At 64.4% G+C, this 26,606-nt stretch carries 26 protein-coding genes and 1 other RNA gene; 13 read left to right on the forward strand and 14 right to left on the reverse strand.

Going from position 1 to position 26,606, the window contains the following annotated elements:
* Positions 1-185: 185 nt before the first annotated feature.
* A complete protein-coding gene (locus GDR53_RS05155; protein WP_232846737.1) occupies positions 186-2,069 on the forward strand; it encodes a methyl-accepting chemotaxis protein in 1,884 nt (627 codons plus the stop codon).
* Between the two features lie 66 nt (positions 2,070-2,135).
* On the opposite strand, the gene GDR53_RS05160 is transcribed toward GDR53_RS05155, so the two are convergent.
* The 3 genes from GDR53_RS05160 to GDR53_RS19850 form a co-directional block, all read right to left on the reverse strand.
* On the reverse strand, positions 2,136-3,941 hold the full coding sequence (locus GDR53_RS05160) for an ABC transporter ATP-binding protein (RefSeq protein ID WP_193337014.1): 1,806 nt from the start codon (positions 3,939-3,941) through the stop codon (positions 2,136-2,138).
* Between the two features lie 357 nt (positions 3,942-4,298).
* Entirely contained in the window at positions 4,299-5,210 is a 912-nt protein-coding gene (locus tag GDR53_RS05165; protein ID WP_193337015.1) for a lipid kinase, read from the reverse strand.
* 136 nt (positions 5,211-5,346) lie between these two features.
* Positions 5,347-5,475, reverse strand: coding sequence for a hypothetical protein (locus tag GDR53_RS19850; protein ID WP_269802202.1), 129 nt, complete (start codon positions 5,473-5,475; stop codon positions 5,347-5,349).
* Positions 5,476-5,631: 156 nt separating this feature from the next.
* On the opposite strand from GDR53_RS19850, the gene GDR53_RS05170 reads away from it, so the two are divergent.
* Together GDR53_RS05170 and GDR53_RS05175 are read left to right on the forward strand one after the other, a co-directional pair.
* On the forward strand, positions 5,632-6,864 hold the full coding sequence (locus GDR53_RS05170; RefSeq protein WP_193337016.1) for an aminopeptidase: 1,233 nt from the start codon (positions 5,632-5,634) through the stop codon (positions 6,862-6,864).
* A gap of 107 nt (positions 6,865-6,971) precedes the next feature.
* Positions 6,972-7,805 carry a sugar phosphate isomerase/epimerase family protein gene (locus GDR53_RS05175; protein WP_232846738.1) on the forward strand — a complete coding sequence of 278 codons (834 nt, stop codon included), beginning with the start codon at positions 6,972-6,974 and terminating at the stop codon, positions 7,803-7,805.
* A gap of 184 nt (positions 7,806-7,989) precedes the next feature.
* Here the strand turns inward: GDR53_RS05175 and GDR53_RS05180 are convergent, their stop codons facing one another.
* The 3 genes from GDR53_RS05180 to GDR53_RS05190 form a co-directional block, all read right to left on the reverse strand.
* A complete protein-coding gene (locus tag GDR53_RS05180; protein ID WP_193337017.1) occupies positions 7,990-9,369 on the reverse strand; it encodes an FAD-containing oxidoreductase in 1,380 nt (459 codons plus the stop codon).
* A 60-nt stretch (positions 9,370-9,429) separates the two neighbouring features.
* Entirely contained in the window at positions 9,430-10,845 is a 1,416-nt protein-coding gene (gene sthA, locus GDR53_RS05185) for a Si-specific NAD(P)(+) transhydrogenase (RefSeq protein WP_193337018.1), read from the reverse strand.
* A 99-nt stretch (positions 10,846-10,944) separates the two neighbouring features.
* Positions 10,945-11,814, reverse strand: coding sequence for an LOG family protein (locus GDR53_RS05190; protein ID WP_408639799.1), 870 nt, complete (start codon positions 11,812-11,814; stop codon positions 10,945-10,947).
* Positions 11,815-11,930: 116 nt separating this feature from the next.
* On the opposite strand from GDR53_RS05190, the gene ffs reads away from it, so the two are divergent.
* From ffs to recR, 4 genes are all read left to right on the forward strand, one after another.
* Positions 11,931-12,026, forward strand: an RNA gene (gene ffs / locus GDR53_RS05195) — signal recognition particle sRNA small type.
* A gap of 61 nt (positions 12,027-12,087) precedes the next feature.
* Positions 12,088-13,848 (forward strand): DNA polymerase III subunit gamma/tau, encoded by a 1,761-nt coding sequence (locus tag GDR53_RS05200; RefSeq protein WP_193337020.1) that lies wholly within the window; start codon positions 12,088-12,090, stop codon positions 13,846-13,848.
* Positions 13,845-14,168 carry a YbaB/EbfC family nucleoid-associated protein gene (locus tag GDR53_RS05205; RefSeq protein WP_193337021.1) on the forward strand — a complete coding sequence of 108 codons (324 nt, stop codon included), beginning with the start codon at positions 13,845-13,847 and terminating at the stop codon, positions 14,166-14,168. Before GDR53_RS05200 ends, GDR53_RS05205 begins: the two co-directional genes overlap by 4 nt.
* 58 nt (positions 14,169-14,226) lie before the next feature.
* Positions 14,227-14,823 carry a recombination mediator RecR gene (gene recR, locus GDR53_RS05210; protein WP_193337022.1) on the forward strand — a complete coding sequence of 199 codons (597 nt, stop codon included), beginning with the start codon at positions 14,227-14,229 and terminating at the stop codon, positions 14,821-14,823.
* Between the two features lie 10 nt (positions 14,824-14,833).
* Here the strand turns inward: recR and GDR53_RS05215 are convergent, their stop codons facing one another.
* A complete protein-coding gene (locus tag GDR53_RS05215) occupies positions 14,834-15,148 on the reverse strand; it encodes an ATPase inhibitor subunit zeta (protein WP_193337023.1) in 315 nt (104 codons plus the stop codon).
* A 302-nt stretch (positions 15,149-15,450) separates the two neighbouring features.
* Positions 15,451-16,878, reverse strand: a complete 1,428-nt coding sequence (locus GDR53_RS05220) for a DNA recombination protein RmuC (RefSeq protein ID WP_193337024.1) — start codon at positions 16,876-16,878, stop codon at positions 15,451-15,453.
* Positions 16,879-17,015: 137 nt separating this feature from the next.
* Between GDR53_RS05220 and def the strand changes: the two genes are divergently transcribed.
* The 3 genes from def to truA are packed head-to-tail and all read left to right on the forward strand — an operon-like array spanning position 17,016 to position 19,240.
* The gene (def, locus tag GDR53_RS05225; protein ID WP_193337025.1) at positions 17,016-17,531 is read left to right on the forward strand and encodes a peptide deformylase; all 516 of its coding nucleotides are present in this window, start codon (positions 17,016-17,018) and stop codon (positions 17,529-17,531) included.
* 48 nt (positions 17,532-17,579) lie between these two features.
* Positions 17,580-18,500, forward strand: a complete 921-nt coding sequence (fmt, locus tag GDR53_RS05230) for a methionyl-tRNA formyltransferase (RefSeq protein ID WP_193337026.1) — start codon at positions 17,580-17,582, stop codon at positions 18,498-18,500.
* Positions 18,501-18,502: 2 nt separating this feature from the next.
* Positions 18,503-19,240 (forward strand): tRNA pseudouridine(38-40) synthase TruA, encoded by a 738-nt coding sequence (truA, locus tag GDR53_RS05235; protein ID WP_193337027.1) that lies wholly within the window; start codon positions 18,503-18,505, stop codon positions 19,238-19,240.
* Here the strand turns inward: truA and GDR53_RS05240 are convergent.
* From GDR53_RS05240 to dapD, 4 genes are read right to left on the reverse strand one after another with little or no spacing between them, the layout of a single operon-like run.
* Positions 19,237-19,809 (reverse strand): hypothetical protein, encoded by a 573-nt coding sequence (locus GDR53_RS05240; RefSeq protein WP_193337028.1) that lies wholly within the window; start codon positions 19,807-19,809, stop codon positions 19,237-19,239. The two genes, truA and GDR53_RS05240, sit on opposite strands and share 4 nt — an antisense overlap.
* Before the next feature lie 15 nt (positions 19,810-19,824).
* Positions 19,825-20,358, reverse strand: a complete 534-nt coding sequence (locus tag GDR53_RS05245) for a hypothetical protein (RefSeq protein WP_193337029.1) — start codon at positions 20,356-20,358, stop codon at positions 19,825-19,827.
* Positions 20,355-21,503, reverse strand: a complete 1,149-nt coding sequence (gene dapE, locus GDR53_RS05250; RefSeq protein ID WP_193337030.1) for a succinyl-diaminopimelate desuccinylase — start codon at positions 21,501-21,503, stop codon at positions 20,355-20,357. Before dapE ends, GDR53_RS05245 begins: the two co-directional genes overlap by 4 nt.
* Position 21,504: 1 nt before the next feature.
* Complete coding sequence (gene dapD, locus GDR53_RS05255) at positions 21,505-22,347, reverse strand: 2,3,4,5-tetrahydropyridine-2,6-dicarboxylate N-succinyltransferase (protein WP_193337031.1); 843 nt, start codon at positions 22,345-22,347, stop codon at positions 21,505-21,507.
* Between the two features lie 112 nt (positions 22,348-22,459).
* Between dapD and GDR53_RS05260 the strand changes: the two genes are divergently transcribed.
* Entirely contained in the window at positions 22,460-22,696 is a 237-nt protein-coding gene (locus GDR53_RS05260) for a hypothetical protein (RefSeq protein WP_193337032.1), read from the forward strand.
* A gap of 1 nt (position 22,697) precedes the next feature.
* Here the strand turns inward: GDR53_RS05260 and GDR53_RS05265 are convergent, their stop codons facing one another.
* A complete protein-coding gene (locus GDR53_RS05265; protein WP_210321395.1) occupies positions 22,698-23,525 on the reverse strand; it encodes a prephenate dehydratase in 828 nt (275 codons plus the stop codon).
* A gap of 261 nt (positions 23,526-23,786) precedes the next feature.
* On the opposite strand from GDR53_RS05265, the gene GDR53_RS05270 reads away from it, so the two are divergent.
* Together GDR53_RS05270 and GDR53_RS05275 are read left to right on the forward strand one after the other, a co-directional pair.
* Positions 23,787-24,539, forward strand: a complete 753-nt coding sequence (locus GDR53_RS05270; protein ID WP_193337033.1) for a c-type cytochrome — start codon at positions 23,787-23,789, stop codon at positions 24,537-24,539.
* 72 nt (positions 24,540-24,611) lie between these two features.
* Positions 24,612-25,550 (forward strand): 2-hydroxyacid dehydrogenase, encoded by a 939-nt coding sequence (locus tag GDR53_RS05275; RefSeq protein WP_193337034.1) that lies wholly within the window; start codon positions 24,612-24,614, stop codon positions 25,548-25,550.
* 12 nt (positions 25,551-25,562) lie between these two features.
* On the opposite strand, the gene GDR53_RS05280 is transcribed toward GDR53_RS05275, so the two are convergent.
* Complete coding sequence (locus tag GDR53_RS05280; RefSeq protein WP_193337035.1) at positions 25,563-26,495, reverse strand: bifunctional helix-turn-helix transcriptional regulator/GNAT family N-acetyltransferase; 933 nt, start codon at positions 26,493-26,495, stop codon at positions 25,563-25,565.
* Positions 26,496-26,606: the final 111 nt, after the last annotated feature.

The raw sequence follows: 26,606 nt of genomic DNA on the forward strand, positions 1-26,606 counted from the left end.
TTCATCTGCAGCGGCTGCATATGCGCTATGCAGCCGTTGCGTTTTATTTGACGGTTCACGCAAACTTAAGCGATTCAGCCGATCTCTAGTGCAACGACTGGCGGCAGAACGCCGCGGTCATTTCCCGGGCACCAGGGTGCAGCGTCATGAACTTTAGAAATTTTCCTATTCTCCAGAAATTCATTTTGACGGTCCTGCTGATGGGCATCGTCGCCACCGCCATTGCCGGCATTGCCTGGCGGGAGCTTGGATCGCTCAGCGCCACCATGGACCGGGTGGGTGAAAAGGAAGTGGCGGCACGCGAGGCCATGGACCTGCGCATGGACGTTATCGCCATCAGTCGCATGACTTACCAGCTGGTGCTCGACCCTGCCGGCGTCGCCGATTTCGTTACCCAGGCCGATCGTCGCATGACCGAGATGAAGGCCCGCTTTCCGATCATCGAGGCTGCAGCGGACGAAACCGAGCTCAGCCAGCTCGAAGCGGTCAAGCCGGTGATGGATGCCTATTTCGAAAAGATCAACGGCATGCTGACCGTCGCGGCAGCCCAGCCGTTCGACGCTGCCGCGCTCGATGCCGCCCTGGCGGACACCCTAGCCTCCCAGAAGGTCGTTACCGATACGATCAAGGTCTACAGCACCTATTCGGGCGAGCTGATGGCCAGCATGCGCGCCGATGCCGAGGCCTCGGCCTTCACCGCCATGCTGACCCTTGCCATCTCGGCAGCGGTGGGTATCGCCATCGGCCTGACTGTCAGCATGCTGGTGGGTCGCCGCACCATCGTCAGCCCGGTGCGCAACCTGACACAGACCATGAGCGAGCTGGCCGATGGCAAGCTGGACGTGGAAATCGCCAATGCCGACGCCAAGGACGAGATCGGCGCCATGGCCCGCGCCGTCGAAATCTTCCGCCAGAACGCCAAGCGCGTCGCCGCGCTCAGCGCCGAGGAAGCCGCCCACAACATGGCGATCGTCGAACGGGCCGACATGATGGCCCTGCTGCAGGCCGAACTGGCCGCCGTGATGAAGGCCGCCAGCGCCGGCAATTTCGACCAGCGCGTGGCGACCAATTTCAGCGATGGCGAGCTCAACAGCCTGGCTGCCAGCGTCAATGGCCTGGTCGACACCGTCGATCGCGGCCTGGCCGAGACCGGCACCGTGCTGTCGGCCATCGCCAATACCGATCTGACGCAGCGCGTCACCGGCGACTACCAGGGCGCCTTCGGTGCCCTCAAGAACAATACCAATGCCGTGGCCGAAAAGCTGGCCGACATCGTTGCCCAGCTGCAGGACACCTCGCGCTCGCTCAAGACCGCAACCAGCGAGATCCTGGCCGGCGCCAATGATCTGAGCGAACGCACGACCAAGCAGGCCGCGACGATCGAGGAAACCTCGGCCGCCATGGAAACGCTGGCCGATACGGTGATGAAGAATGCCGAGCGGGCCCAGCAGGCCAATGGCAAGGCCAAGGAAGTGACCACCTCGGCCGAACAGAGCGGCGAAGTCATGGCCAAGGCCACGGGTGCCATGGAGCGCATCACCACCTCTTCCGCCAAGATCTCCAACATCATCGGCCTGATCGACGATATCGCCTTCCAGACCAACCTGCTGGCACTCAACGCGTCGGTGGAAGCCGCCCGCGCTGGCGATGCCGGCAAGGGCTTTGCCGTGGTGGCCGTCGAAGTGCGTCGCCTCGCGCAGTCCGCAGCATCGGCCTCGGCCGACGTCAAGGTGCTGATCGAACAGAGCGCCAGCGAAGTGCGCGACGGCAGCCGGCTGGTTGCCGACGCGGCCGATCGCCTCAACGGCATGCTCGAGGGCGTCCGCGCCAGCTCGACGCTGATGGACGGCATTTCGCGCGACAGCCAGGAGCAGTCCACCGGCATCACCGAGGTCAGCATCGCCGTCCGGCAGATGGACGAAATGACCCAGCACAACGCCGCCCTGGTCGAGGAAATGAACGCTGCCATCGAGCAGACCGAGACCCAGGCCACCGAGCTCGACATCATCGTCGATATCTTCAAGGTGAGCGACGCGCGCAGCCAGCGCAGCATGGGCCGCGCCGCCTGATCTGCACCCATAGTCGACACCGATCCATAAAAGAACGCCGGGGCCCTGCCCCGGCGTTCTTTTTTGTCAGGCCACGAGGCCCTTGGTCAGTTCGAGCGCCTGAAGCTCAAACAGGCCGCGGTAGATGCCACCCTTGAGCTTGATCAGCGCCTGGTGATCGCCCTCTTCGACGATGGCGCCCTTGTCGAAGACCAGCAGCCGGTCAAGTGCCCGCACCGTCGACAGACGATGGGCGATGACCAGCGTGGTGCGGCCCACCATCAGTCGCTCCATTGCCTCCTGGATCTGCGCCTCGCTCTCGCTGTCGAGGCTCGAGGTGGCCTCATCGAGGATCAGCAACCGCGCATCGGCGAGGAAGGCTCGGGCGATAGCGACGCGCTGGCGCTCGCCGCCCGACAGTTTCACGCCGCGCTCGCCCACCATGGTCTCGTAGCCCTTGGGCAGGCCGGCGATGAAGTGATGCGCATTGGCCTGCGTCGCCGCCAGCTCGATCTCGGCGCGCGTGGCGCCGGGACGGGCATAGGCGATGTTCTCGGCCAGGGTCCGGTGAAACAGGATGGGTTCCTGCTGCACGATGGCGATCTGGCTGCGCAGGCTCGACTGCTGCACGTCGGCAATGTTCTGGCCATCGATGGTGATGGTCCCTTCATTGACGTCATAGAGCCGCTGGATAAGCTTGACGAAGGTCGTCTTGCCCGAGCCGGAATGCCCGACCAGGCCGACGCGCTCGCCCGAGGCAATGGTGACCGAGAAGTCCTTGTAGAGCGGGGTGGCATGAGCGCCATACTGGAAGGTGACATTGTCGAAGGCGATGGCCCCCTCCCCGATGCGGATCGGGCCGGAACCGGGCCTGTCGTCAATGCCCATGGGCTGCTCGCCCAGTGCGACCAGCTCTTCCATATCATTGACCGAGCGCTGCAGGTTGCGGATGTGCTGGCCGACATCGCGCAGATAGCCCTGCAGCACGAAGAACATGGTCAGCACGAAGGTGATGTCGCCGGGCGTCGCCAGGCCCTGCCGCCAGAGCAGCAGCGCCGTGCCCAGGATGGAGGCCTGCATGGCCGCCATCATCAGCCCCTGGGCGCCGCCATTGAGGGTGCCGCGCTGCCAGAGCCGGCGCGTGCGCAGGCGCCACTTGCCCACCACGCGCTCGAGAATGGCTTCCTCGCGCTCTTCGGCGCCGAAGGCCTTGACCACCGAATTGCAGCTGACCGCATCGGCCAGCGCGCCGCCCATCCTGGTGTCCCAGGCATTGGCCAGCGTGCCGGCCGGCGCGACAAAGCTCACCGACAGCCAGACCGTCACCCCGACATAGATCAGCGAGCCGAGGCCCACGACCAGGCCCATGACGGGCCAGACCGAGCCCAGGATGACCGTCGCCCCGATCAGCATGACCACCGAAGGCAGCAGGGCCACCAGCAGCGTGTCATTGAGCAGGTCGAGCGCGCCCGAGCCGCGCGTGATCTTGCGCACGGTGGAGCCGGCAAAGCTGTTGGCGTGCCAGTCGGTGGAGAAGCGCTGCACCCGGTGAAAGGCATCGGCAATGACGTCCTTCATCATGGCCAGCGTGAAGCTGATGATGTTGAAAAAGACCAGCTGGCGTAGCACAACGGCGCCCAGATAGAGCGTTACCATCGTGGCGAATGCGCCCATGGCCGGCCCCCAGAAGGCGTCGTCCATGCCACTGCCCGAGGCAATGGCATCCACCATACGGCCGGCAAAGATCGGGCTGAAGGCCTCCGCCAGGGTTGCCGTCAGCACCAGGGCGGCGATGAGCGTGGCGCGCCAAGGCTGCTTGGCCCAGTGGCGGAAGGTATAGCCGAGCACATCGCGGAAGGCGTCGGCCCGGAAATCGAGTTTCTTGCGACTCATAATGGCAGCCCGACGCCGTTCTCCGGCAGTCGGCCCTCAAAAACATCAGAAATGAAAAGGCACAGCCGAGGACGCAGATTGGTGGTCAGATCAAGTGGCTGTGGGAAGATGGTACCGCAGGCGGCCGCTGGGCGGGCCGCGGATGGCAAGGACCTAAGGTCGAGGCTTGCCCGGGAGGAGATCGGTGAATGTCACTGTCATACAACGCCTCCCTTGCTGGTGATCTGAAGCGGTGTCGAATCTAGCGAAAGCCCACGCACTTGCCAACCGCCCCCGCGACGTCAGCAGCGCCAGTGATGCGCCAAAGCCACAGAAGCGAAACCGCGTCCGCCCCCTCCAGCCGATGGGGCAGGACGGTCAGCCGGCCGCACCTGTCGCCTCCCCGGCGGGCGCGAAAACCGAGATGGCGCTCGGCCTGATGATGAAATGCGCCGGGGTCTGGGTGACGATATCGCCATCGGTATTGATCGGCATCGGCTCTTTCGTGCGAATATCGAATTCGGTGCTCTTGGCAGTGCGCACCTCATCCCAGACGCCATGCTCGCCGCGGCGAAAGGCGCCGAGCATCAGCCCGAACTTCCACACACTCTCGAGCTCGAGACTATAGAGGTCGAGGTGCCCGTCCTCGATGGTGGCATCGGCATGGATGACGGTACCGCCGCCATAATGCACGCCATTGCCGACGGCAATCTGCAGCGTCTTGACGCTGACCGTGCCGATGTCGCTGATGATCTCGGCGCGAAAGGGCCTGGCCTTCAGCAGCACCTTGAGGGCGGCCAAGCCATAGCCCAGCTTGCCCCAGCGCCGCTTGGCCTCAGGCGTCAGGCCGCGCGCCAGATCGACCGAGAGGCCCAGGCTCGCCACGTTGAAGAATGGATGTCCGTTGACCTCACCAAGGTCGACCCGACTGAGATGGCCGGCCAGGATGACATCGGCGGCCTTGAGCAGGTCGTCCGGAATGCCCAGGGTCCGCGCCAGGTCATTGGCCGTCCCCATCGGCATGATGCCCATGGGCAGGCCGGTCTCCAATACGCCCCTGGCGGCCGAATTGATGGTGCCGTCCCCGCCGCAGACAATCACCAGGTCCGCCTCATGCCGGCGCCGGGCAATGTCGGCCGACACCTCCTCGGGCGCATTGAAGCGCTCGATGATGGCATCGATGCCACCGGCGCGCAGGTGATCGACTACCGGTTCGAGCGCGGCAGTCCCCCGGCGGGCATTGGGGTTGACGAGCATGAGGGCACGACGGCGGGCGGGAAGGGCTGACATGGGCGTCCGGAGCTGGTTAGTCTCCGACATGGCCTGTCTGCCGGCCCGGTGCAAGGGGGCGGCACTATTACCGATTGGTCATGCGGCGCAGGCCGACATGCCTAAAATCACGATGTCGCCGGGACTCGGCTGGCGATTACTGCGCGGCGGTGGAACCGGTCAGCTTGCTGTCGCGCGTCATCCACGCGCCATAGGCCAGTGCGGCGATAAACAGCACGAACGGGCTGCTGATCACGACCAGCGCCAAACCCAGATTTGCAACCATCGAACAAACTCCTCTTGCGATGGCTCGGTGCTCGCATGAAAGGGGCTTTTCACCATTGATTCAGGTCAAGCATTTTTGCATTTTGTCCGGGTGGCGCAGCGGTCGCGGCGGGACTAGGCTCCGGCCAACCGATTCAAAGCAAAGGCTTTCGCCCCCATGACCATCGATCCCGTCAAGCTCGACAAGCTCGCCCAGGTTGCCATCAAGGTCGGCCTGCAACTGGCCGAGGGCCAGGACCTGATCATGACCGCGCCGATGACCGCCGCTCCCCTGGTGCGCCGCATCACCGAGCACGCCTACAAGGCCGGCGCGGGCCTGGTCACCACCCTCTATTCGGATGAGGAAGCAACCCTGGCACGCTACCAGCATGGTCACGACTCCAGTTTCGATAAGGCTGCCGGCTGGCTCTATTCGGGCATGGCCGAGGCCTTCAAGGGCAATGCAGCGCGCCTGGCCATTGCCGGCGACAATCCGATGATGCTGGCGGGCCAGGACCCCGACAAGGTCAGCCGGGCGCAGCGCGCCAATTCGGCCGCCTACAAGCCGGCTTTGCAGCTGATCACGGGCTTTGACATCAACTGGAACATCGTCTCCTACCCCAGCGCGGCCTGGGCCAAGCTGGTCTTCCCAGACGACAGCGAAGAGGTCGCGGTCGGCAAGCTGGCCGATGCCATCTTCAAGGCCAGCCGCGTCGATGTCGACGACCCGATTGCGGCCTGGGCCGAGCACAATGCCAATCTCAAGGCGCGCTGGACCTGGCTGAATGGCAAGGCCTTCTCGGCGCTGCACTATACCGGCCCGGGCACCGACCTGACCGTGGGCCTGGCCGATGACCACCGCTGGAAGGGCGGCGCCTCCGAGGCCAAGAACGGCATTACCTGCAACCCCAATATCCCTACCGAGGAAGTGTTCACCACGCCGCACCGCCTGCGCGTGGACGGCCATGTCGCCGCTACCAAGCCACTGAGCCACAATGGTACCCTCATCGAGGAGATGCAGGCACGCTTCGAGGGCGGAAGGCTGGTCGAGCTCAAGGCCGCCAAGGGGCAGGACATCTTCAACAAGGTGCTTGATACCGACGAGGGTGGCCGTCACCTCGGCGAAGTCGCGTTGGTGCCACATTCCTCGCCCATTTCCGCCTCGGGCGTGCTGTTCTTCAACACGCTCTATGACGAGAACGCCTCCTGCCATATCGCCCAGGGGCAGTGCTATTCGGACTGCTTTGTCGGCGGCAAGGACCTGACCCAGGCCGAGATCAATGCACGGGGCGGCAACAGCTCCAATATCCATATCGACTGGATGATCGGCAGCGACAAGATCGACATCGACGGCGTGCATGCCGATGGCAGCGTCGAGCCGGTCATGCGCAAGGGCGAATGGGCCTATTGAGGCCTGCCGACAGCAGCAGTTCCGGCCGGCTTTGGCCGGCTGACGATATTACCGGTTGAGTCCCGCGCAGCGGCGTGGGACTCTGCCGGTCAAATGGAGAATGCACCGTGTCCACTATCAGCGCTGACCGTATTGCCGTTTCGACCTGGTCGCTGCACCGCCTGCTTGGCACCACTTTTCCGCATGACCTGACGACGACCGAAGTCGGGCCGATGCAGGAAACCTATGGCGAAGGCGAAGAGACGCTGCTCGGCCTGCCTTCGGTGCTGGCCAATCACGGCTATCACCGGCTCGAGATCGTCTCGTTCCACCTGCGCAGCCGCGATCCGGTCTATCTGGGCGAGCTGCGCGACCAGCTCAAGATTGCCGAGGTGACGCTGCAGACCCTGCTGATCGACGCCGGCGATATCAGCCATCCCGAGCATGGGGCCCGCGACCAGGCCTGGATTGCCGGCTGGATCGAAACCGCCAATGAGCTGGGCGCGCAGAATGCGCGGATCATTGCCGGCAAGCAGAAGCCGACGCGCGATGCGCTCGACCGTTCGGTCAAGGCGCTGACCGCGCTGGCCGACGGCAATGCCGGCTCGAATGTGCGCCTCGTCACCGAGAACTGGTTTGACCTGCTGGCCGAGCCGGCGCATGTGCATTTCCTGCTCGACAAGCTCGATGGCCGCATTGGCCTCTTGGCCGATTTCGGCAATTGGGGCGGCCCCAGCAAATATGCCGACCTGAAATCGATCTTCAACCGGGCCGAACTGTGCCACGCCAAGGCCAGCTTCATCGACGGCGATCTGGACGAAGCCGATTACGGCCAGTGCGTCGCCCTGGCGGAAGCCGCTGGCTACAAGGGGCCCTATACGCTGATCTTTGACAGCGAAATCCCCAGCGAATGGCATGGCCTGGGCATCGAGCGCGACTTCATCACATCGCATGGCGGATAGCCGCTGCAGGCGGCGGGCGGTGCCCTGCTGCGGCAGGTAGCACCGACCATTGGCGGCAGTTGCCTTCGGCGTGACCGAGCTCTAGAGCGTTTCCAGCAATAGTGGCTCCACTTTTGCGGTTCGAAAACGCGACAAATCAAAGGGCTAGAGCCATTGAGCCGTTTCAGCGAAACGGTGAAATGCTCTAGTCGAGTGGCTTGAGATCGGCCAGCAGCGTGGGCAGCAGTTCGCTCACCGTGGGATGGATATGCATGGTTTCCATCATGGTGGTGTAGGGGGTGCCAGCCACCATCAGCTGCAGCAGGTTGTGCACCACCTCGTCGCCATTGATACCCAGAATGGCGGCGCCCAGGATCAGCTTGGTCTCGGCATCGACCAGCACCTTCATCATGCCCTGTGTCTCGCCGCGCTCCTTGGCGCGGCTGACCCGGTCCATGGGCCGCGTCGCCATCAGGGCCTTCTTGCCGGACTGGCGCACCTCGGTCTCGCTCATGCCGATGCGGCCAAGCGGCGGATCGATGAAGAGGCCATAGACCGGAACGCGGTTGGCCACCGAGCGCTTGCCACCATCAATGACATTGTCGGCGACCACCTCGAAATCGTTGTAGGAGGTGTGGGTGAAGGCGCCCCGGCCATTGACGTCGCCCATGGCCCAGATGCCGGGGACATTGGTGCGCAAATGCTCGTCGGTGGGGATGTAGCCGCGCTTGTCGGTCTTGACGCCGGCGGCCTCGAGGTTCAGCGCCGCCGTATTGGGTGTGCGGCCCAGGGCGACCAGCAGATGGCTGCCCTCGACCGAGGCGCGCCGCTCGCCGGTCTTGAGCGACAGCAGGACGCCGCCACCAGCCCGCGCCACCGATTCCACCGTGGTATCAAACAGGAAAGTGACGCCCTCGGCCTCGAGGATCTGGCGAATCCAGGCGGAAATGTCCTCGTCCTCGCGCGAGGCGGGTCGGGTGCCGCGCTCGATCACCGTCACCTTGGCGCCGAAGCGGGCATACATCTGGGCGAATTCGAGCCCGATATAGCTGGCCCCGACGATCACCAGATGGCTCGGCAGGGTATCAAGGTTCATCATGCTGGTATTGGTCAGGAACGGCACGCTGCGCAGGCCAGGCCAATCGGGCACGCTGGCGGTGGCACCGGTATTGATGAAGATCTGCGGCGCCGTCACGGTCCGGCTGCCGACCTTGACCGCGGTGGGCGAGACGAAGCTGCCCTCGCCCTCGATATAGTCGATGGCCTCGATGCCGCCGATCCATTCGGTGAGGCTCCGCACCGAGGCGCCAACCACCGCATCCTTGCGGGCCTTGACGGCCTTCATGTCGACGGTGACCGGGCCTTTGACGATCACGCCGAAATCGCCGGCATGCCGGGCGGCCCAGGCGGCGCGGGCGCTGGCCACCAGCGTCTTGGTTGGGGTGCAGCCGTCATTGACGCAGGTGCCGCCGAGATGCTCGCGCTCGATCAGCGCGACGGTCTTGCCGGCCGCGGCCAGGCGCGCCGCCAGAAATGGCCCCGACTGGCCGGCACCCACAACGATGGCGTCAAACTGGTCTGACATGAACACTCTCCGAAAAACTCTGCCTTGGTCACGGCTGCAACGGCTGGCGCGGCCGAGGGTTCATTCGATCGGCGCGATGGGCGTGGTGCGCGGCATGCGGTTCCAGGCATCGAGCGCGGCAATCTTATAGGCTTCGGCAAGCGTGGGATAGTTGAAGGCGTTCTCGACAAAATAGTCCAGCGTGCCGCCGAGGTTGAGCACGGCCTGGCCGATATGGATCAGCTCGGTGGCGCCCTCGCCGACAATGTGGGCGCCGAGCAGCTTGCGCGTCTTGAGCGAGAAGATCAGCTTCATCATGCCCGATTGCAGGCCCATGATATGGCCGCGCGAGGTCTCGCGGAACCGCGCCACGCCACTCTCATAGGGGATGCCGCGCTGACGCACTTCCTGCTCGGTCAGGCCGACTGTGGAGATTTCCGGTACGGCATAGATGCCATAGGGGAAATATTCCGGCGCCGGCGGCATGGCGGCGCCGCAGGCATGCAAAGCCGCGATCCGCCCCTGCTCCATCGAGGTCGAGGCCAGCGAGGGAAAGCCGATGACATCGCCGGCGGCATAGATGTTGCGGGTGGTGGTCTGGAAGGTCACCGGGTCGACCTTGAGCCGGCCGCGCTCAGCCGTGGCGATGCCGCAGTTTTCCAGTCCCAGCCCGGCCGTGGCGCCCGAGCGCCCGGCGGCATAGAGCAGCATGTCGGAGCGGATAGTGCGCCCGTCGGTCAGCGTGGCTATCGGCCAGCCCTGCGCATCGAGTTCGACCTTTTCCACCTTGGCGCCGAAGCGGATGGTCATGCCGCGCTTGCGCAGGTCATGGGTGAATTCCTCGATGATCTCGCGGTCGATGAAATCGAGAATGGTGTCGCGCGGCTCGATAATGGTGACCGGCACGTCGAGCGCGGAAAAGATGGTGGCGTATTCGATGCCGATGACGCCGGCGCCGACCACAGTCAGGCTGCGCGGCACGCGTGGCTCGGCGACGAGGCTGTCGCTGTCGACCACTGAATGGTCATTGAACGGGATATTGGCCGGACGATGGGGCGTCGTGCCTACCGCGATGACGGCGAATTCGAAGCCGAACGTGTGTTCTTCCCCGCTCGGGTCGGTCACACAGACATGGTTGGCATCGATGAAGCGGGCCATGCCGCCGAAGGTGCGCACGCCATTGCGGGCGAACTGGTGTTCGAGCACCTCGATCTCGTGGTCCAGCGTCATGCGCAGCCGGGCGCCGAGGTCCTTGCCCTCGATGTCCTTCTTGACGCGATAGGACAGACCGTAAAAGCCGCGCTCACGCCAGCCGGAGAGGTTGAGCACGGTCTCGCGCAGGGTCTTGGAAGGGATGGTGCCGGTATGCACCGAGACGCCGCCCAGCCGCAGGCGATCCTCGACCACCAGCACCGACCTGCCCAGCTTGGCGGCCTGGATGGCGGCGCGCCGCCCGGCCGGGCCGCTGCCGATGACAACGAGATCAAACTTTTCCAAGCGGCTACCCCTGATTCGACGCGCAAACGCCTATCGGGGCACTGTGACACTGCCATTGCAGCCGAGGCAATGTGGCCGGGCGAAAGGCAGGATTGCGCGTCAGTCGCCGCGCAGGACCTCGTCGATCTGGGGCAGGTGGTAGAAGGCGCGCACGATGTCCCAGCCCTCGTCAGCGGTATCGACCACCGAGAACAGGTCGAGATCGCCCGGCGAGATGGTGCCGGCCTCGGCCAGGGCTTCCAGGTGGAGCACCTTGCCCCAGAACTCCTTGCCGAACAGCAGCAGCGGCACGCGGTCCATGCGGCCGGTCTGGATCAGGGTCAGGGTTTCAAAGAACTCGTCGAGCGTGCCGAAGCCGCCGGGGAACACGGCGACGGCCCGCGCGCGCATCAGGAAGTGGATCTTGCGGGTGGCGAAATAGTGAAAATTGAAGCTCAGCTCGGGCGTCACATAGACATTGGGCGCCTGCTCGTGCGGCAGCACGACATTGAAGCCGATCGAGGGGGCACCGACATCGGTGGCGCCGCGATTGCCCGCTTCCATCACCCCGGGCCCGCCGCCGGTGACGACGACGAAATCCTTGTTATCGAGGCTCTTGGCCGTGGCCGAGGCCAGCTGGGCAAAGCGGCGAGCCTCATCATAATAGCGCGAGGCGGCCTGCAGGTTCTTGCGCTGCACCTCGTTCTTGGCAGCCCAGGCATCCTTGCCCGGTTCGGGAATGCGGGCGCCGCCAAACAGCACGACCGTCGAATTGATGCCGCGCTCGCGCAGGGTGAATTCGGGCTTGAGATATTCAAGCTGGAAGCGGATGCCGCGCGTATCTTCGGAGGTCAGGAATTCGTCATCGGCAAAGGCCAGGCGGAAGGCCGATGCCTCGGTCTGGGGCGTCCGGGGCGCCAGCTTGGCGGAGGCGATATCCTGCTTGGAGGTCCGCAAGGTGGTAGGGTGGCGCTTGGCCATGACGGCAATTCTCCTGTACTGGGGCCCCGTCTAGCCGATGGCGCCAGCGACCGCAACGCAAGGTCCCGTGTCACAGTTTGCCCCGGGGCCTTGCCATGGGCGCAATAAATTCGCATATAGCGGCCGGGAGGTTGGCGCGGACGTGTTCCTCGCCAACCGGGTCAGGTCCGGAAGGAAGCAGCCCCAACGAGACCTTCACGGGTCGTTGCCAGCCTCCTACTTGCCACTATGATGGTCTGATGATCACAGGCAGATTCCCGAAGCTTGACCTAGAGGGGCACGATGGCTGACGCTACGACCTCGCCCTATCTCGTTCTCGCCCGCAAATACCGGCCGCGCGACTTCACCACCCTGGTCGGCCAGGACGCAATGGTGCAGACGCTGGGCAATGCGTTCACGCAGAACCGCATCCACCACGCCTTCATCCTGACCGGCGTGCGCGGCGTGGGCAAGACCACCACCGCCCGCATCCTGGCCCGCGCCTTCAACTATGAAGATGCCAGCGGCCCGCATCCCACGCTCGACCTCAGCGTCGAGGGCGAGCACTGCCGCGCCATCATCGAGGGTCGCCATGTCGATGTGATCGAGATGGATGCTGCCAGTAATACCGGCATTGGCGACATTCGCGAGATCATCGACTCGGTCAAATACGCCCCCTCCTCGGCGCCGTACAAAGTCTATGTGATCGACGAAGTGCACATGCTTTCGACGGCGGCCTTCAACGGGTTGCTCAAGACGCTCGAAGAGCCGCCGCCCTATGTGAAGTTCATCTTTGCCACCACCGAGATCCGCAAGGTGCCGGTGACGATCCTGAGCCGCTGCATGCGCTTTGACCTGCGCCGCATCACGCCCGAGATCATGTCGACCTATCTGCAATCGATCCTGGGCCAGGAAGGCATCACCTTCGAGCCGGAAGCGCTGGCGATGATCGTGCGGGCCGGCGAAGGCTCGGCGCGCGATAATCTGAGCCTGCTCGACCAGGCCATCGCCCATGGCAATGGCACGGTGACGGCGGCAACGGTCAAGGCCATGCTGGGCCTGGGCGACCGTGCGCGGATCATCGACCTGTTCGAGGAACTGATGGGCGGCCGGATCGGCGAGGCCATCGAAACGATGCGCAGCCTTTATGACATGGGCGCCGATCCGCAGACGCTGATTGCCGACCTGGCCGATTTCACCCATCTGGTGACCCGCATCAAGGTGGTGCCGGCCGCGGCCGATGACGTTTCCTTGACCCCTGATGAACAACGGCGCGGCGCCGAGCTGGCCGGCAAGCTGCCAATGCGGGCCCTGACGCGGGCCTGGCAGATCCTGTTCAAGGGGCATGACGAGGTGGCGCGGGCCAATAATGGCTTGCAGGCCGCCGAGATGGCGCTGATCCGGCTGGCCTATGCCGCCGACCTGCCCAGCCCGGATGACCTGATCGCGAAGCTGGCCAACCAGCCAGCGCCGGTGCCCAGTCAGCAATCCATGATGCCGCTGCCCCGCGGCTCGACCAGCGGTTCTTCGGGTGGTCCTTCGGGCGGCGCCTCGGCCATGCGGGTCGAGCAGCCCCGGATCGTCGCCACCGAGGCCGTGGCCAGCCAGCCCGTCGTGCCGCAGGCGGTCATCGCGCCGGCTCTGGCGACGGTGGGCAGCTACAAGGAACTGATCGCTCTGGCCCAGGCCAAGCGCGACGTGCTGGTCAAGCTGGCGCTCGAGGGCTCGATGCGCCCGATCTCGTTCGAACAGGGTCGCATCGAAGTGGCCCTGCTCGATGGCACCGATCCGGGCATTATCGCGACGCTCTCGGCGCGGCTGCAGCTCTGGACCGGCGAGCGCTGGCTGATCATGGTATCGTCCAAGCCCCCCGAAGGGCTGACGGTGCGCCAGGAGACCGAGCAGCGCACCCAGGCCCATCATGCCGCCGCGCATGAGGACCCGCTGGTCAAGGCCATACTCGAGACATTTCCCGGGGCCAAAGTAGTCAACGTCAAGGTGCGCGACGACGCCGCCGTGGTTGACGAGGTTCCCCCGCCCCCACCCGAAGAGGACGACGAATGAAAGACATCATGGGTATGATGAAGGCCGCCAGCGAGATGAAAGGCAAGATGGAGGCCATGCAGGCCGAGCTTGCCGCGCTGGTGGTGGAAGGCCGTTCCGGCGGCGGCATGGTCACCGTGTCGCTGAGCGGCAAGGGCGAGATGAAGGGGCTCAAGATCGATCCGAGCCTGTTAAAGGAAGACGATGTCGAGGTGCTCGAGGACCTTATCGTGGCCGCGCATAACGACGCCAAGGCCAAGAGCGAAGAAGAAATGCAAAAGCGCATGAAAGAGGTCACTGCCGGCCTGCCGATCCCTCCCGGCATGAGCCTGCCGTTCTGAAACGCGGCGCTCAACGTTAACAGTCTGCTAACCAATTCGAGCATGAGCTAGCGCAGCAATGGCCAATGGCGGACCCGAGATCGAACAGCTGATCCAGCTGCTGGCGCGCCTGCCCGGGCTCGGGCCGCGCTCGGCCCGGCGCGCCGTGCTGCAGCTGATCAAGAAGAAGGAGCAGCTGATGATACCGCTCTCGGCAGCGCTGGATCGTGCCGTCGTGGCGGTGCGCAGCTGCGAGGTCTGCGGCAATATCGATACGGGCAGCCCCTGCACCATCTGTTCGGATCCACGCCGCGGCGAAAGCGGCATGCTGATCGTGGTCGAGGACGTGGCGGACCTCTGGGCGCTGGAGCGCGCCGGGGTCGGCGCGGTGCGTTATCATGTGCTGGGGGGCGTGCTGTCGCCGCTCGACGGCGTGGGTCCCGACGACATCACCATCAACGAGCTGATCGCCCGGGCGCCCGACTACAGCGAGATCGTGCTGGCGGTCAATGCGACGGTGGAGGGCCAGACCACCGCCCATTACATCACCGATCGTCTGGCCGGTTCGGCCGTCAAGATCACGCGCCTTGCCCATGGCGTGCCGATGGGCGGGGAGCTCGATTACCTCGATGAGGGCACGCTGAGCCAGGCGCTCAAGGCGCGGACGAGCATCTGAAGCCAGCCGATCAGGCTGCCTGCGCCAAGGGCGCCGCGCCGCTGGTCAGGGCAGCGTAGCAGAGGCGCAGCTGTTCGATGCCGTAGCCGCAGGCGTCGATCTGGGTAGCGAGAAAATCAAAGCCACCGCGGCCGTCCTGCGAGCGGATCCCGGCTTCGACGACGCGATCGGCAAAGGCATCGCTGTCGGAAGCGTCGAGCCCCAGGCAATGGGCGACGAACGCCCCGGCAGAGCGGTCAGCGCGGGCCCGGTCATAGAAACGGCGCTCCTCGATAACGAAGTATTTGCGTTCCGTAGTTTCGTTTGCCTTGTTGAAATTCGTCATCTTGTCCCCTGGGCCTTCTGGCCGTGCAGGGGCAAGATGGGAGCGCAAATCTAACGCGCGCTCACCGAAGTCCGTACAATTGTACGCTCCGCAGGCCGGCTACACCCATCCAGACAGGCCCAACCTGCCATTTAGATTCCGCGGCGCGATAAAAATCAGGCGCCGTAGTGCGTTAATATCGTTAACGGCGCGGTAACCATGGGTCCACAATTGACCCAGCTGACTGGGCCTGGAGCGGCGTGACGGCAGGATCATCGGGCCGAGGCCGGGTTGCAGCGGTCAGCGGGCGGCAATATTCGTGGTCAGGCAAGATCGCCCGGCTCGTCCGTCACCAGGCGCAGGGTTGGCTCGGGCTTGTCCGCCCTGCCCTCGCCGCCTTCCCAGCCGGGCGGCATGATCTGGCTGGATTTGGCCCCCAGTTCGCGCAGCATTTCCACCTGGCGCACCATATTGCCCTTGCCCGAGGACAGCTGGCCCTTGGCTGCGTCGAAGCTGGTGCGCGCCTTATCGAGATGGCCGTCAAGCTTGTCCATGGATCCGAGAAAGCCGACGACCTTGTCATAAAGCGCGCCAGCGCGGCTGGCGATTTCCTCGGCATTGCGGTGGCGCTTTTCGATGTCCCAGACATTGCGCACGGTGCGCAGCACGGTCATCAGCGTGGTCGGCGTGGTCAGCATGACGCCCTGGCTCATGCCGTATTCCACCAGCTTGGCATCGGCTTGGATGGCGGTAGCCAGCGCGGACTCGATGGGCACAAACATCATCACATAGTCCATCTTGCTCTGGGCATGACGCTGGTAGGTCTTGTCGCCCAGCGTCTTGATGTGGCTGCGGATGGACACGATGTGGGCTTGGAGGAACCGGCCCTTCGCCTCGTCCTCGCAGTTCACATAGGCCTCAAAGGCCGTGAGCGAGACCTTGGAATCGATGACCAGCCGGTCATTGTTGGGCATGAGCACCTCGACATCGGTGCGCACGCGGCTGCCGTCCTCGGCAGTGTGGCTGGTCTGGGTGATGAATTCCTCGCCCTCGCGCAGGCCGGAGCCTTCGAGAATGGTCGAGAGGATCATTTCGCCCCAAGCGCCCTGCGTCTGGGAATTGCCCTTGAGCGCCCGGGTCAGGTTCTGCGCCTCGGTGGTGATCTGCAGGTTGCTGGCGGCCAAAGCGCGGATCTGTTCGCCCATGGTGGCGCGATCGCGCAGCAGCTCGCCCTGGAACTCGACGATCTTCTCGTTGAGCGGCTTGAGCAGCACGTCGACCTGTTCGCGGTTCTGCTTGGAGAAGGTCTCGCTATGGCTTTTGAGCACCTCGCCGGCAATGGACTTGAACTCGTCCGTCATGTGCTGGCGGGCTTCGAGGAAGCGCTTGAGATTTTCCTCATACTGCTTGGTCTGTTCGGCCATGCTGGCGCGCAGGCCCGCATTGTCGGCGCGCAGCGAGCTGGCCCTTTCGCGCTCGATGTCCAGCAGTTCCTCGCCGCGCTCGCGTTCCTGGGCCAGTTGATGGTCCAGCTCATGGATGCGGCTGTCACGCTCGCCGAGCTGGGTGAGAAAACTGGTGCGCAGCTGTTCGACGGCCTGTCCGGCCGCAAGCTCCGCCCGCGCAGCGCTGGCGCGCAAGGCGCCGAGCATGATCGTCCCCAGCAGCAGGACGAGCAAGAGGGCGCCGAACATGGCGGCGATGGGGAAGGTAACCGGCCAGTCGCCGAGCATAAAAATCACTGTGTCCATGGCCGGAGTCTAGCCGATTCGGCGCGTTCCTGTAATGTTCTGAGCAGCCAGCATTCCGGGCCTGCTGCCACAAGAGTTGACCTCAAGCGCGGAAATACCATATCGAGAGGCACTTCCCCAATTGCCGGACCTCAACCATGGCCATCCGCCCCATTCTTGTCATTCCCGATGCACGCCTGCGGGCCGTTACCGATCCGATCATCGAGGTGGATGACGAGATCAAGGCGCTGGCCGCCGACATGCTCGAGACCATGTATGATGCCCCCGGCATCGGCCTGGCTGCGCCGCAGATCGGCGTGATGAAGCGCATCGTGGTGATGGATCTGGCGGGCGAGGACGAAACCCCCACGCCGCTGGTGATGATCAATCCGGAGATCACCCATTTCGGCGAGCAGATGCAGGTGACCGAGGAGGGGTGCCTCTCCATCCCCGAGCTCTATTACGAAGTCGAGCGCCCCAATGAGGTCACGGTGAAATATACCGATCTCGAGGGCAAGGAAGTCATCACCGAGGCCGAGGGCAAGCTGGCGGTCTGCATCCAGCACGAGCTCGATCACCTCGATGGCGTGCTCTATATCGACTATCTCAGCCGCCTCAAGCGCGACCGGGTGATCAAGAAGTTCGAAAAGGCCGCCAAGCGCGCTGCCGGCTAGCCGGACGCCTCACCTCACCCGGGTGGCCCAACAAGGAAACTCTGCTGCATGCGCGTCGTCTTCATGGGTACGCCCGAATTTTCCGTGCCGACGCTGACCGAAATCGTCTCGAGCGGGCATGAGGTCGTGGCGGTCTATACGCGCGCGCCCAAGCCGGCCGGACGCGGCCAGGAAGAGCGCAAGTCGCCCGTGCACCTGGCGGCAGAGGGCTTCGGCCTGCCGGTGTTCACGCCGCGCTCACTCAAGGGCGAGGCCGAGCAGATCGTGTTTGCCAGCCATGATGCCGATGTTGCCGTGGTGGTCGCCTATGGCCTGCTGCTGCCCAAGCCGATCCTCGACGCACCGCGGCTGGGTTGCCTCAACCTGCACGGCTCACTGCTGCCGCGTTGGCGCGGCGCGGCCCCGATCCAGCGTGCGATCATGGCGGGTGACCGCCAGACCGGGATCCAGGTCATGCAGATGGAGGAAGGCCTCGACACCGGCCCCATCGGGCTGGGCGAAGTCATCGCCATCGGTCCGGACATGACGGCCGGCGAGCTGCACGACACCATGAAGATTGTCGGCGCCGACCTGATGGGCCGCGCCTTTGCGGCGCTGGAGCGCGGCAGCCTGCAATTCACCCCGCAGTCCGATGAGGGTGCCGTCTACGCCAAAAAGATCGAAAAGGCCGAGAGCCGGATCGACTGGTCGCGGCCGGCCGCCGAGGTGCACAATCTCATTCGCGGGCTCTCGCCCTTTCCCGGCGCCTGGTTCGAGATCGAACTGGGCGGCAAGCCGGTGCGGGTCAAGGCGCTGCGCTCGACCCTGGCGGAGGGCTCGGCTGATGCCGGCACATTGCTGGACAATCTGACGATTGCCTGCGGGACGGGCGCCGTGCGCCTGACCCAGGTGCAGCGCGAGGGCAAGGGCGCCATGGATGGCGCGACATTCCTGCGCGGCGCCGGACAATTGCCACCAACCGTTGCCTGACCATGCCGCGCTACAAGCTTACAATCGAATATGACGGAACCCCGTTTGCCGGCTGGCAGCGGCAGAAGACCCATCCCAGCGTGCAGCAGACGCTGGAAGAAGCGATCTGGCGGATGTCCGGCGAGAGCGTGACGCTGCAGGCCGCGGGCCGGACCGATGCCGGCGTGCATGCATTGGGCCAGGTGGCCCATGTCAATCTCAGCAAGCAATGGGACCCGTTGCGCATCCGCGAGGCGCTGAACTTTCACCTGCGCCCCAATACGGTGGGGGTGATTGCCGTCGATGCCGTGGACGAGACCTTTGAAGCCCGCTTCTCCGCTACAGCCCGGCATTACGAGTATCGCATCCTCAACCGGCGCGCCCCGCCGGTGCTGGAGCGCAACCATATCTGGCATGTGGCCAAGCCGCTCGATGCCGACATCATGGGCCGGGCCGCCGGGCTGATCCTGGGGCTGCATGACTTTACCACCTTCCGCTCCTCGGAGTGCCAGGCCAAGTCGCCTTTGCGGACGCTCGATGTGCTGGACGTGCGGCGGGAGGGCGATCGCATCCTGGTCAGCGCCAGTGCTCGCAGCTTCCTGCACCATCAGGTGCGCTCGATGGTGGGCTGTCTCAAGCTGGTCGGCGAAGGCAAATGGACGCCGGAGGATTTCCGGGCAGCGCTCGACGCCAAGGATCGCAGCCATTGCCGCGCCATGGCTCCGTCAGACGGGCTCTATCTAATGGCAGTGGACTATTAGGCGACAGGCGGCATGAACATGCCGGGCGCGACTATGGCAATGATCAGGCCCATGACGATGGCCTGAACCACCAGCTTGGCAATGATGAACACCACGATCTGCAGCGGCGCCAGCGTCACGATCAGCCGGGCAATGTTGATCTCGATCACGAGGGCGGCCACACCCACGACCAGCGTGGACAACTGCCCGGCACCCACCAGGAGCAGCCCCATCAGGATCAACGAGGCGAACAGGTTGATCCAGTTGAAAGCCACCAGATAGGGCACGAAACCGTCGAGACGGGCGAACTGGCGCAGCACCAGCCAGCCGGCGCCGGTCTGGAGCGCGTAGAGCAAGGCGCTCATCAACAGACCGGTGGAAGCGGCGCCGGATTCCATCGACAATCCGAGCAGGCGTGGCCCGAAGGCGGAGATGGCGCCGGCCAGCAGGAAGGCGATGAAGCTGCCCACGAGCCCGCGCTGACTGAAGTCAAAATAGGTCGGCGCCTTGCGATCACCGGTCAGCAGGGCAACGGCGCCCTGGGCGGCGGCGAAGAACTCTTCGAGGAAGGTTGGGGTCGACTGGGCCAAAGCGGTCTCGATCGGTCAGAGGGAGGCTGTGGAAACCATGTAGAGCGCCAGGCGCATCGCCACAAGGAGAAGGACCGTCAAAACCGCGAAGCCGGCGGCTATGCCGCGGCTCCAGTCAAGTGCATGACGCGTCAGGCGGAACAGCAGATAGCCGGTGCCGATCCAGGCCAGCATGACAATGGGGCCGCCGATCATGGCCAGCAGACCCTCAAGCAGCAAAAAGCCGGTCAGCGCATAGACGCCCGGCACCAGCACGGGCAGCTGGGGCGCCTGGTTGCCGAGAAAGTTGCGCGTGATCAGCAGCGACAGCACCAAAGCGATCACCGGCACGGCCAGGACGACCATTGCTGCCAGCACGCCGAAGGCCCCCAGCATGCCGATGCTCATGGCAGCGACGGCGACAGCCAGAAATGCCAGGAGGGCGTAGATGGACAGGGCGGCGGTCAGGCCAGCGGCGGTAAGGTCGAACTGGCTGCGCCAGCCGGGCTCGCCGCGCACGATCATCTGCCAGCCGACAATGGCCCGGTTGAGGATGGTCCAGAGCTTCATGCCGGCCTGCCAAAGAAGGCCAGCATGAAGGCGCGGTAGATTTCGGTCAGTCCGGTGAGGTCGCTGATGGCGATGTGCTCGTCGGCCTTGTGCATTGACGGCCCGACCAGGCCGCATTCGACCACCGGGCCATACTGGGCGATGAAGCGGGCGTCGGAGGTGCCGCCGCCGGTCGATAGGGTCGGGCGCTGGCCGGTCAGCTCGGCAATGGTGGCGGTCAGGGTCTGCACATCCTGGCTGAGGGGCGACAGAAACGACAGCGACGGCTCGCCTGCCAGTTGCAGGGTAATGGTGGTCCCGGCGGCATCGACGCTGGCGATACGGCTACGGACCCAGTCCAGCAGGCTTTGGGGAGTCCACAGATCATTGTAGCGGATATTGAACCGGATGGTGCCGACGGCGGGGATGACGTTGGAAATCCCATTGCCGACGTCGATGGAGGTGACTTCCAGATTGCTGGCCGGGAAGTGTTCGGTGCCGTCATCAATGTTGGTATCAAGCGCGGTGACCACCCGGGCGAGCGCCGGCATGGGATTGTTGGCCTTGTCGGGATAGGCAACGTGGCCCTGCGTGCCGGCAACGGCAATGGAGCCGGAGAGCGAGCCGCGGCGACCGATCTTGATGCTGTCGCCCAGACTGACGGCCGAGCTCGGCTCGCCGACCACGGCAAAATCGAAATGGTGCTGCTGTTCCTTGGCCCAGACCATCAGCTTGGCGGTGCCATTGATGGCGTCGGCTTCCTCGTCGCCGGTAATGGCCAGCATGATGGTGCCAGTGTCAGCGGGAATGGCCGACGCGGCGGCGACGAAGGCGGCAATGCCGGACTTCATGTCAGCGGCGCCGCGGCCATAGAGCTTGCCGTCGGCCTGGCGCGGGGTGAACGGGTCGGCGCTCCAGTTGCCCAGATCGCCGGGGGGAACGACATCGGTATGGCCGGCAAACAGCAGGCGCCGGCCGGAATTGCCGCGAATGGCAAACAGGTTGTCGACCGGATAGGAGCCATGGCCCTCAAAGCGCAACCGCGTGACGGCAAAGCCGATCCCGGTCAGTGTCGCATCGAGCAGATCGAGCGCGCCAGCTTCGGCCGGCGTCACCGAGGGGCAGGCGATCAGCGCCTTGAGCAGGTCGAGCGGGTCCAGGCTCATGTCAATCGCGCAGCAATTCGTTGATGCCGGTCTTGGAGCGCGTCTGCGCATCGACGGTCTTGACGATCACGGCGCAGTAGAGCGAGGGGCCCCAGTTATGGCCGGGCATCGCCTTGCCGGGCAGGCTGCCCGAAACCACGACCGAATAGGGCGGTACCTTGCCGATATGGATCTCGCCGGTGGCGCGGTCGACAATCTTGGTTGAGGCGCCGATGAACACGCCCATGGAGATGACCGAGCCCTCGCCCACCACCACGCCTTCGACGACTTCGGAGCGGGCGCCGATAAAGCAGTTGTCCTCGATGATAACCGGGCCGGCCTGCAGCGGCTCGAGCACGCCGCCAATGCCGACGCCGCCCGAGATATGCACATTCTTGCCGATCTGGGCGCAGGAGCCGACGGTGACCCAGGTGTCGATCATGGTGCCCTCGTCGACATAGGCGCCGACATTGACGAAGCTGGGCATCAGCACGACCGACTTGGCGATGAAGGCCGGCCGACGCACCACGGCACCCGGCACGGCGCGGAACCCGGCTTGGCGGAATTCGGCCTCGCCCCAGCCCTCGAACTTGGTGGGCACCTTGTCCCAATAGGACGACCCGCCCGGCGCGCCTTCGATGAGCTTGTTGTCATTGAGCCGGAAGTTGAGCAGCACGGCCTTCTTGAGCCACTGGTTGACCTGCCAGGCGCCGTCGATCTTTTCGGCAACGCGGGCCTTGCCGGTATCGAGCAGGTCGAGTGCTTCGACCACCGCGTCACGCACGGGACCTTTGGTGTCGAAGCCGATCGTGGCGCGGGCCTCGAAGGCGTCATCAATGGTCTTGGCGAGATCGGCAAACGACATGGCAGGTTCCTCAGAATATCCGGGCGGACCATAGCGGGACAGCTAGGGGTGTCAATTGCCTAGGGATTTGGCTGACGAGGTGCTAGGCCCGGCGCGAACTCTGGAGAGCGCCATGGCGACGATGTATCTCGTGCAAGCCTTTAAGCAGAACGGCAAGAAGCTGATTGCCGACCCGGTGCAACAGGCCAAGAGCGAAGAAAAGGCCATCGCCACGGCCGAACGCCTCGCGCCGATGCGCGCCGGCGTGCTGGTATTTTCACAGGAAGTCGATGTCGAGACCGATGCCTATGACGAGCCGCGCGTGATCCTGCGCATCGGCACCCTGCCCCCCGGCCTGATGGACGGCTGAGCTATTCGCCAGCCGCCGCCGGATAGACGCCCAGGATGCGGAAATAGTCGGTGAAGAAACCGAGTTCCTCGAAGGCGTGCACGACGCCGGGATCGGCGGGGTGACCCTCGATATCGGCATAGAACTGGGTGGCGGTGAAATTGCCGCCCACCATGTAGCTTTCGAGCTTGGTCATGTTGATGCCGTTGGTGGCAAAGCCGCCCATGGCCTTATAGAGCGCAGCCGGCACGTTGCGGACGCGGAAGACGAAAGTGGTCTTGACCTTGCCACCCTGGGGCGCCCGCTTTTCGTCGCGCGACAGCACCAGGAAGCGCGTGGTGTTGTGATCGGCATCCTCGATATTGGAGGCCAGCACATCCAAGCCATAAATCTCGCCAGCAAAGCGCGATGCAATGGCAGCCACTGACTTGTCGGCCTTTTCGGCCACTTCACGGGCCGAGCCGGCGGTATCGACGGCATTGATGGTGCGCAGGCCGTGCTCGGTGATGAACTTGCGGCACTGACCCAGCGCCACTGACAGCGACTGCACCGCCTTGATGTCGGCTAGGGTCGAGCCCGGCACGCCGAGCAGGGTCATCTCGACGCGCAGGAAGGTCTCGCCGATGATGAACAGGCCGCTTTCAGGCAGCAGGTGATGAATGTCGGTGATGCGGCCATAGAGCGAATTTTCCACTGGCACGACGGCAAAATCGGCCCGGCCCGACTGCACGGCAACCAAGGTTTCCTCGAAGGTGACGCAGCCGATGACATCCTGCCCGGGAAAGAAATTGCTGGCGGCAGCGTGGCTGAAAGCGCCAGGCTCTCCCTGAAAGGCGATCTTGATGGTCATCTGTATGGGTCCAGTTCTGGTCGGCGAGGAGGCTTTTGAACCCGGGGCGAAGCGGAGTCAATTCAGGCTGCCAGCGCGGCCGCATGGCGGTTGCGGTGGGGAATTGTCGCAGCAGGGGTTTGCATGGTTGCGCCTTGTCGGCCATCAGACTATCTTCCGCCCGCATCGTATCCCTCCGTTGAGGCGGATTCCTTTTGGGTTTCCGAATGTTGAGCCGGGTGCGAGCATCGTCCGCAGGGGATGGACTGGCAGAGAGACCAAATGGATTCGTTCGAGCTAAACAAAATTATGGGCGCCGTTCTGGGCACGTTGTTGTTCGTCATGGGCGCGGGCTTTGTCGCTGAAGCCGTCTACCACCCCATCGAGGACAATGGTCCGGGCTATGCCCTGCCCGAGCCAGAACTGGTGGCAGGCGGGGCGCCAGCCGAAGACGCCGCGCCGGAAGTACCGCTGGGCGTGCTGCTGGCCAGCGCCGATGCGACCCGCGGCGCCGCTGCCGTCCGCAAGTGCCAGTCCTGCCACAATTTCGGCGAGGGTGAACCCAACAAGCAGGGTCCGCATCTTTATGACGTGGTTGGCCGCCTTGAAGGCAGCATCGAAGACTTCGCCTATTCCGACGCCCTGCTGGCGCACAATGCCGCCGGCGATGTGTGGAGCTACGAAAATCTCAACGCCTTCCTGACCAAGCCAAGCGATTATGCGCCAGGCACCAAGATGGCTTTTGCCGGTATCCGTACTGCCGAAGAACGCGCCGACATCCTGGCCTATCTGCAGTCGCTGAGCGGGGCGCCCGTGCCCTTCCCGGCCGCCGAGGAAGCTCCGGCAGCAGAACCGGCCTCGCCGGCCGAAGACGCTGCCGTGTCACCGGCCGAGTCGCCGGCAACTGCCACCGAAGCGCCAGCCGCCGCACCGGCGGATGCGCCGGTCGTTGCGCCCGAATCGGTGATCGAGACGCCAACCACGGCGCCGTCGGAAACCCCTATCCAGGGCACGCCGACCACCACCGCACAGTAGTCGCGCCAACCAGAACGATTTCGAAAGCCGCGCCCGGTCAACGGCGCGGCTTTTTGCTTGAGGAGATAGTCCATGCTGCTGCTGCACCTGAGCGATGTCGACGAGGCCGGCTGGGCCGAGCAGTTCCGCCAGGCTCTGGCGCCCTATCCGGTCGTGCGGCGCGGCGATGATTTCGATCCGGCGGCAGTCCGCTACATCTTCGTCTGGAAGCCCAAGCCGGATGCCTTCGACGGGCTTACCGGGCTGCGCGCCGTGCTCTCGCTGGGCGCCGGGGTCGATGCCTTGCTCAGGCACAAGGCCCTGCCCGAGGCGCCCATCGTCCGCTTCGTCGATGCCGATCTCAGCCAGCGCATGAGCGACTATGTAGTGGCCCATGTCACCATGCATCACCGCCTCTATAGCCGCTTCCAGGCCGACCAGAAGGCCCGGCGCTGGAGCCAGCTCTATCCGCCGGCCGCCTCGGAAACCACGGTGGGCATTATGGGCATGGGCGTGCTGGGGCAAGACGCCGTCCGTCGCCTGCAGCCGCTGGGCTTTGAACTGCGGAGCTGGAGCCGGACGCCCAAATCGATCGAGGGGGTGGAAGGCTTTGCCGGCGACGACAGCTTTGACGAGTTTCTCGCGGGCACCGATATCCTGGTCAACCTGCTGCCCTTGACGCCGGAGACGACCGGCATTCTCAACAGCAGCACCTTTGGCAAGCTGCGTCGCGACCGGCTCGCCGGGGGACCTGTGATCATCAATGCCGCGCGGGGCGGCCACCAGCGCGAGGCCGATATCGTTGCGGCGCTGGCTGACGGCACGCTCGGGGGGGCCAGCCTTGACGTCTTCGAGGTCGAACCCCTGCCGGCCGATAGCCCGCTCTGGGAGATCGAGAACTGCTACATCACGCCCCATATTGCCGCGATCAGCAATGAAACCAGCGGCGTGCGTTATTTCAGCGCGATCATAAAGGGCCATGAGGCCGGCGAGCCATTGATCAATGTCGTCGATCGCAACCGCGGCTACTGACCCCGCACCGGTTCAGAAGCGCAGCTCCCAATATTGCCCGTTGAGATCGGCGCCGAAAGACTGGTGCCGCTCCTCGCGCAGCAGCGTGAAGCCCGCCTTCTGATATATATGGCGGGCCGCGCTCAGGCAGTCCTGGGTCCACAGGATGATGCGGCGATAGCCCGCCTCGCGCGCGAAGCGCACGGCTTCGTCGACCAGAACCTTGCCCACGCCCTGACGGCGAAAGGACGGCTCGACATAGAGCATGCGCAACTGCGCGGTGCCCTCGGCCTCCGCGGAGGCGGCAGGAACGACATAGACGGAGCCGGCGATCTCGCCGCCCCGCTCGGCGATCCAGAGCGATTTGGGTGGCGTGGCCGGGGCGGCGACGAAATCGCCATAGAGCCTGGCGATCAGCATCTCGAATTCGCCATTCCAGCCCTGTTCGAGGTGATAGAGCAGGCCCTGGCGATGGATCAGCCAGCCGATCTCGCCGACGCGATGCGGCCGCAGGATCAGGGGATCATCGTCAGGCTCGGCAAGCATGGCCTCGATTCGACGCATGGCGCTGATCAGATCGCGCCGCTGGAATTCATCGAGTGGTTCAAGCAAGCTGTTGGCGGCGGCCTTGTCGCTCATCTCGTTGAAGCGACGGTAGACGGCCTCACCATCGGGGGTCAGCGCAAGCGGCGCGGACCGCTTGTCGGTCCCCCGGGGCAAGGACGCAACAACGCCCATATCCAGCAGTTTTAGGAACATCCGACTCATCTGGCCGCGATCCATGCCCAGGTGCTCGGCGATGGCGGACGCCGTTGAGGTGGTCCGCCGGCCCAACTCGTAGATCACCCTGGCCTCGGCGAGTGTAAACGGGCTCTCGTGCATGGACTCCGCCAGCAAGCCAATGACCTTGGTGTAGAACCGGTTGAAGGCACGAACCTGGGCGATATCGTCGGGCCGCACGGCCATGATCTAGCTCCGCATTGAGAGTTGATATCGTCAACTAACTAATTGTCACAGTCAACTATATCGACACGGTAAATGCGAAGGTGTTCCAGGCCGTGGCTGTCTGGTTTGCAG

The organism is Devosia beringensis (genome assembly GCF_014926585.1).
GTDB lineage: Bacteria > Pseudomonadota > Alphaproteobacteria > Rhizobiales > Devosiaceae > Devosia > Devosia beringensis.

Excerpts from the sequence above, each read along its gene's own strand:
- GDR53_RS05160 (WP_193337014.1), bottom strand. The coding sequence starts at position 3,941 with ATGAGTCGCAAGAAACTCGATTTCCGGGCCGACGCCTTCCGCGATGTG.
- GDR53_RS05165 (WP_193337015.1), bottom strand. The coding sequence starts at position 5,210 with ATGTCAGCCCTTCCCGCCCGCCGTCGTGCCCTCATGCTCGTCAACCCC.
- GDR53_RS19850 (WP_269802202.1), bottom strand. The coding sequence starts at position 5,475 with ATGGTTGCAAATCTGGGTTTGGCGCTGGTCGTGATCAGCAGCCCGTTC.
- GDR53_RS05170 (WP_193337016.1), top strand. The coding sequence starts at position 5,632 with ATGACCATCGATCCCGTCAAGCTCGACAAGCTCGCCCAGGTTGCCATC.
- GDR53_RS05180 (WP_193337017.1), bottom strand. The coding sequence starts at position 9,369 with ATGTCAGACCAGTTTGACGCCATCGTTGTGGGTGCCGGCCAGTCGGGG.
- GDR53_RS05200 (WP_193337020.1), top strand. The coding sequence starts at position 12,088 with ATGGCTGACGCTACGACCTCGCCCTATCTCGTTCTCGCCCGCAAATAC.
- GDR53_RS05205 (WP_193337021.1), top strand. The coding sequence starts at position 13,845 with ATGAAAGACATCATGGGTATGATGAAGGCCGCCAGCGAGATGAAAGGC.
- recR (WP_193337022.1), top strand. The coding sequence starts at position 14,227 with ATGGCCAATGGCGGACCCGAGATCGAACAGCTGATCCAGCTGCTGGCG.
- GDR53_RS05215 (WP_193337023.1), bottom strand. The coding sequence starts at position 15,148 with ATGACGAATTTCAACAAGGCAAACGAAACTACGGAACGCAAATACTTC.
- GDR53_RS05220 (WP_193337024.1), bottom strand. The coding sequence starts at position 16,878 with ATGGACACAGTGATTTTTATGCTCGGCGACTGGCCGGTTACCTTCCCC.
- def (WP_193337025.1), top strand. The coding sequence starts at position 17,016 with ATGGCCATCCGCCCCATTCTTGTCATTCCCGATGCACGCCTGCGGGCC.
- fmt (WP_193337026.1), top strand. The coding sequence starts at position 17,580 with ATGCGCGTCGTCTTCATGGGTACGCCCGAATTTTCCGTGCCGACGCTG.
- truA (WP_193337027.1), top strand. The coding sequence starts at position 18,503 with ATGCCGCGCTACAAGCTTACAATCGAATATGACGGAACCCCGTTTGCC.
- GDR53_RS05245 (WP_193337029.1), bottom strand. The coding sequence starts at position 20,358 with ATGAAGCTCTGGACCATCCTCAACCGGGCCATTGTCGGCTGGCAGATG.
- dapE (WP_193337030.1), bottom strand. The coding sequence starts at position 21,503 with ATGAGCCTGGACCCGCTCGACCTGCTCAAGGCGCTGATCGCCTGCCCC.
- dapD (WP_193337031.1), bottom strand. The coding sequence starts at position 22,347 with ATGTCGTTTGCCGATCTCGCCAAGACCATTGATGACGCCTTCGAGGCC.
- GDR53_RS05260 (WP_193337032.1), top strand. The coding sequence starts at position 22,460 with ATGGCGACGATGTATCTCGTGCAAGCCTTTAAGCAGAACGGCAAGAAG.
- GDR53_RS05265 (WP_210321395.1), bottom strand. The coding sequence starts at position 23,525 with ATGACCATCAAGATCGCCTTTCAGGGAGAGCCTGGCGCTTTCAGCCAC.
- GDR53_RS05270 (WP_193337033.1), top strand. The coding sequence starts at position 23,787 with ATGGATTCGTTCGAGCTAAACAAAATTATGGGCGCCGTTCTGGGCACG.
- GDR53_RS05275 (WP_193337034.1), top strand. The coding sequence starts at position 24,612 with ATGCTGCTGCTGCACCTGAGCGATGTCGACGAGGCCGGCTGGGCCGAG.
- GDR53_RS05280 (WP_193337035.1), bottom strand. The coding sequence starts at position 26,495 with ATGGCCGTGCGGCCCGACGATATCGCCCAGGTTCGTGCCTTCAACCGG.